At 63.0% G+C, this 5,769-nt stretch carries 3 protein-coding genes; all 3 read right to left on the minus strand.

Annotated features, from left to right (window positions below; translation table 11 throughout):
• A partial coding sequence (locus P3T23_RS47005; RefSeq protein WP_429322845.1) for a filamentous hemagglutinin N-terminal domain-containing protein occupies nucleotides 1-2,912 on the minus strand: 2,912 nt, incomplete at its 3' end.
• Nucleotides 2,913-3,300: 388 nt separating this feature from the next.
• Nucleotides 3,301-3,591 carry a hypothetical protein gene (locus tag P3T23_RS47010; RefSeq protein ID WP_429322846.1) on the minus strand — a complete coding sequence of 97 codons (291 nt, stop codon included), beginning with the start codon at nucleotides 3,589-3,591 and terminating at the stop codon, nucleotides 3,301-3,303.
• Nucleotides 3,588-5,769 (minus strand): beta strand repeat-containing protein (locus P3T23_RS47015; RefSeq protein ID WP_429322847.1); only part of this gene is annotated, 2,182 nt, incomplete at its 5' end. The genes P3T23_RS47015 and P3T23_RS47010, both read right to left, overlap by 4 nt.

Here is a 5,769-nt window from a genome sequence, read left to right on the forward strand (position 1 = left end):
CGCGTGACGCCGGTCGCCGAACTGCCGTAATTGTCGACGCCCAACGTGGTGTACAAACGGTCGCCGGGCTGGTTCGCAATCGCAACCACCGAATCGCCCGGGCTCTGGCCCGGCAGGATCTGCACCTGCGCCTGATTCCTTCGCAACCGGTTGATCTGCGCCACGCCCTGGTCGAGATCCCCGAGGTTCAGTGCATCACCCGGCGCAGCGGGAAACGCATTCTGGTAGCCCGCATCCGTCAGCCAGCCCCCGCCAGCCGATGCCTGATCCTTCGCAAGCCGCTGGATGGGTCGGCCGTTCACCGTGAACGCCTCGATGCGGCCGACCTGCACGGTCACCGTGAGCGTGGCCGTGCCGAGGTTCTGCGGACCGAGCAGGGCGCGCGTGGTCACATAGCCTGCCGACACGAACGCATCGGTGAGACGTTTGAGCAGCACATTGATCCGGTGCGCGCCCAGTGCGTGCCCCGTGAACGGCGCGATGATCGCATCGAGCGTCGCCTGCGGCACGCCGGTGGGGTTCACGAACGCGCTGCCATTCGGGCCACCCAGCACGATCCGGCTCACCTGGAAGGTCGGGCCGGTCTCGGCGATCTGGTCGACCGGTGTATCGGGCGGAATCTCCAGCGTCGTTCCCGCTTCCGGGGCCGGCAAGGTGATCGACGCGGGCGGCTGGTTCAGCTGCTGCTGTCGCGCCCGCGCGCGCTGCTGGTCGATCAGTTGCTGCGCCGGGTCCTGAACCGGGCGCACCGGCGGCGCCCCCGGCACGGTCTGCGCGTACGCCCGCTGGTTCAGGAAAATGGCAGCGACCAGCGCAGCCACGGCCAGCAGCAGCGTCCACCTTGCAGCCCGGATGAATTCCACCAACGCGCGCATCAATACCACCACCACGTCGTCAGGCCCAGGTGCTGGCCGATCTGCACCGGCGTGCTCGACGGCGCGCGCACGATGGTGATCGGTGGCGCTGGTTCCCTTGCCGCCCGAAATGTAGCCGCCATCGATCACGCCGTCGCCGACCAGCGTGACCAGGCCGTCAGCAGCGAAGCCGCCACCCACATCGGTCGCAAGAATCTGCGCCCAGGTGCTGCCGAAAAAGGCCTTGAAGCCGCGATCCTGGTTGATCGCCGAATAACCGGTGACGCCCTGCGCATAGGTGACCGGCGCGATGACGCTGATATTGCCGCCGGCAAACACATTGCCGCCGATGTTGGCCGCGCTCGTGCCCGCCGTGATCGAGATATCGGCGCCGGACTGGATCGTGCCGCCGTACGGGGTGACGTTACTCGACGCGCTCGCATGACAAACGATCCAGCAGCCGCGCGAATAGCTTGCCTGTCCCGCGAAGACCGCGGCATTGGTGAAGGCCTGCTGCGCGGTGATCGAGATATCGCCGTCATTGGTCTGGATCAGGCCGCCGGTGTTGGACACGTTGCGGCCGGAGATCGTCACCGGACCACCGGTCGATGCAATCAGTGCCAGCTGGTCGGGCTGGCTGACCGTGCCGTAATCGACATCGAAGCCGCTCGTCGTATGCGTGAAGAACAGGAAGTTGCCGCCGGTACTGGAATACGCCACGGGTGCGCCGCCATCGACGCCGTCGGTGTGGTCAATGATGTTGGATACATCGCCCTGCGCGGTGAGATTCACAGCCTGGTTGCCGAGAAGCCGGGCGTTCTCGTTGGTGATGTCGCCGGCAGCGTTCAGCGAAAGGACACCACCTTGCGCAAAGATGACCCCGAGGTTCGCACCCGTCGACCGGTTGACGATGCTGCCGCCTGCATTCAATGTCAGGCCATCGCCAACGGGGGTGCCGTCCGCTGACAGGGCACCCGCCTGGATCACGCTGCCCGTGTTCGAAATGTCGCCCGCACTGGTGAGGCTCACGGCATTGCCTGCGCTCAGGGTCGAGGGGCCGGTCGCGTCATCGGTCAATGCGATGCCGTTCGCGTTGACGGTCACGTTGTTCGCCGCACTGACCTGTGCACCCTGCAGCGACAGTGCGCCCGATGTAGAAAGGCTGACGTTGCCTGCAGCCTTGACTGAACTGTCAATAACGCCCACATCGCCGTTCGCCGACACGACGACGTCGCCTGCCGTCGCATAGAGCGCCCCTAGACTGTGCACGCCCGCGCCCTTGTCGGTGACGACCAGTTCGACACGCCCGGCCGTCATGCCGCCTAGCGCCGTGATGTCTACCGCGATACCCGAGCTGCTGGCGCCGGGCGAGGTGAGACCAGTCAGCCAGTCATGCCCGTTGTCGGTAGGGGAATAACCTGTATCCCAGGTGGTCGTGCTGTCTCCCACGATCGCGCGAACGCCGCCGGTGGAACTGGTGTAGTCGTTGGTCACCGGTCCGTTGACGGCGAGCTGCTTTGCGACCAGATCGAGGTTGACCAGCGTGCCGGACAGGCCGCCCGCACCGATCGTGATCGTGCCGCCATTCGTCGTCAGCACGACGTTGCGCTGCGTGCCGCCCGGCAGCGTCAGATCATTAAAACTGACCTGCCCGGTGGACAGCACGACATGGCCCGCGTTCACGAAGCTGCCGCCGTCGACCGTGATGCCGTTCGGGTTCGCCAGAATCACGTTCGCGCGCGGTCCCAGCACCCCGATCGCCCCCTGGATCAGCGACGGGTTCGTGCTGGTGACCTGGTTGACGATCGTCTGTGCGTTGATGCCGGTGTTGTTCAAGTCCGCGCCAGGCTTGCCGACGTTGAATGCCGAATAGGTGTTGTGCGAGACGCCGCCAAACGCCGGGGCGATGTTCACGGTCTGATGGCCGTTCGCGCCGGTTGACACCGAGGTGGCGGTGCCGCCATCGGGGACAATTCCAGCGGCCAGTGCCGGCCCCGCCAACGCGAAGAGTGTCGCCGCCGTCGCGACAGTAATCCGCGCGAGTCGAGTAGTTCTCATTCAATTTTCAAAAACATTATTGTGATATTTCAGTCAGTAGTACAAATTGTCGGATGAAAAGATAAGACGTTTTAGTGGATAAATCCCGTTTGTCCTTGGCTCGTGAATACCCGTCAGACCCAAAGAGCTGCAACGTATCGAATGTCCCTTTGAATGTCGCATCGTGATTAAATTGAATCGGGTCAATTTGAAAACCATTCAACGCCTCACTCGGTGTCGAATAATTTGTGAACCCAAAATAGCTGAGCGGCGCTGTCATTGTCGATTGCGTTTGCTCAGCGTACTGGCTCTCCATGTAGCGATAGCCAGTCGCGGGAAGCGCAGTACCTTGTGAGTTCACGTAGAAGTCTACGCCGCCTGCCGCTGTTGAAGTCCTGTTTGTCGCAAGTTACACCTTGACGGAAACCAAAAAATCGGCTCCCAGTTCTTTCTGCAATTGCTCGGCAAGCTGAACACCCTTCGCTCTGAAGGCGGCCGCTGCTTCCGAACTTTTGAAGCCGGAGCTTGCGGGGTCCGACATATTCAGCGTTTCATCGAACACTCGTGCCCAGGCTACGAACTGTTGCTTAAGTTCCACCGAGATGGGCAATGTATTCGGGTCGATGTCGCTGTACATTCCAGGTGACATGTCCCATAGAGGATGGCATTGATAGTCGGCCATTACCTTGATCTTTCTCATTTGACGCTCCCCCTCGGATTCGCACCCACGATAAACCCATTGCTTCCGACTGTGACTGCGATCTTTTGTTGTTGACCATTCACCGTCACTTCATAGATAGGTCGACCAGTACCGGAACCTTGATAGCCAACGATGTTTCCTTCCGTTACGGCTTGCATTACAACCTCGGGAATTTGTGCTGGCGAAACGCCCATGTTCGCAAACTCTGCACCATGTTCTTCAATGATGTGTTGCAGACCGGCGCTGGAACTGCCGGTTTCGAGGAAAACAACTTGCCCACTCGGTGTTGTTCCAGTCGCGACAACATTTTGTGGCGTGAATTTCACACCATTCGCCGCAAGCGTGTCGAGATCTGCCTGACTAACCGCCGTGTTTGTGGCCGCTCCTCCTATAAGTGAGGCCGCTCCGACAGATCCCACCAGCGACACCAGACTCCCGAAATCCGGATCGTCATACGGCAGCATTGCACCGCTGAGGAACGGCACGTAGTCCGGGTAGCCCGGCAATGCACCATTCACCAGGTTCGGAACCGACTGAGCCGCGCCCAGCACCGTATTCCACGCCGCGCGCCCCGTGTCGGCGATTGCGCTCGCCAGTGTGCCGCAGTTGTGGCCCGTCGCGCAGGTGTTGTTCAGCGTCTCATTTTCCGCCGCCGTCGCTGCACCTGCCGCATTCTGGCCCAGTAACGCCGCTGCGCCACCACCAAGCAGCATCGTGGCAGCCGTGATTACGGCAAGCTGGCCCGGATCGGTAATACCCTGACCTCCGGTCACCGCCGTTGCAATCTCGTTCGCCGTCGCGGCACTGATGGCCCCGCCAATCGCGCCTCCTGCACAGCCCGTGCCGAGCGCGGCGCTCGCTGCACATCCCAGTGCAGCGTGAGCCAGCACATACGCCGGATCGCTTGTGCTCCCCAGACTGCCCGCTTGCCCGTTGAACGCCGTCCCAATATCGTATGCGCCTGCCGCTGCGACATCGCTGACTGCATCGGTTTCCAGATTGGTCAGGAAGCTGCCGCCACCGATCGCGCTCTGCACGCCAGCCTGAAGTGTCGCTTCGGCACCGATGGCCAGTGCCTGCTGAGGAAGATTGTCCGCGACCGAGGCAGCTGATTGCGCCACCGATGTCCCAACGCCTGGCGTGACACCCGCGAGCTGACCGAGTGTGCTTACCCCTGAAGGAAGATTGCCGATGTTCTGGGTCAGGCTGAAATCAAACGAATCGGTATTGCTGTCAAACGTAATGCCGTTGGTCAGGCCCGCCGTGATCGCGGCAATCGCCACCGATTCGGCGATGCCCGAAAGGCTGAACTGCCCGTTCACGACCTGCCCGGCCATCGAAGTAACCAGCGCGGCAAACGCGGCGTTCGCCGCTGCAGCTTCGGCCGTCCCTGCCGTAAAGCCTGCAATCGCAGCGCCGGTCGCGGCGGTGATGTTGACGTCGTTCACCGCAGCGAGGGTGCCGGCATTCGTCAGGTCGCCGCCCGACAGGTTCAGGTTGTGTCCGGCCACAATCTGGCCGGTCTGCCCAAGCACAGTCACGGACGACGAAGTCGTGAGTGGCGTCACCGTGCCCGGCGCGGCAAGCTTGATGCCGGCCGTATCGATAACGGCCTCGACGGTGCCGGCGTTCGTCCCTGAGCCGTTCAGCGTGAGCGCATCGTTCGCCTGCACCGTCGCGTCTGCCTGGTTCGCGAGCGAACCGTTGCCGTCCACTTCCAGCCCGCCGTCAAGCGCCACATCGCGCGCGGCCGTGATCGTGCTGCTCTGACCGCTGTGCACCGCGCCCGTGACGCCTGCGTCCTGACCCGCGCTGACCGTGATCGTGCCTAGGCTCGACAGCGCGCCAGCGATCGCAACCGAGCCAGCCGCCGAACTGACGCTGGCGTTGCCCTGACTGTAGACCGTACCGCCCAGGGTCACGCCCTGCTGCCCGGCCGCAGTCAGTGCGCCAAGCGTCACCACGTTGCCGGTGGTCGTCAGCGTCCCCGTCGAGGCCGTGAGGCTCGTATTACCGACGGCGGCCACCGGGCCGTTGACGGTCGCATTGCGCGCCCCGGCCAGCGCCACGGTGCTGCCGCCCTGTACCGCACCATTCACCGTGAGATCGCGTCCGGCCTGCGCCTGGATCGTGCCCGGCGCGGTCACGGCCGAATTGATGGTCAGGTCCCCCGTGGCG

Origin of the sequence: Paraburkholderia sp. GAS448, from assembly GCF_050435685.1 — a bacterium.
Classification (GTDB): Bacteria; Pseudomonadota; Gammaproteobacteria; order Burkholderiales; family Burkholderiaceae; genus Paraburkholderia.

Coding starts and splice junctions, on each gene's coding strand:
- P3T23_RS47010 (WP_429322846.1), bottom strand. CDS start 3,591: ATGAGAAAGATCAAGGTAATGGCCGACTATCAATGCCATCCTCTATGG.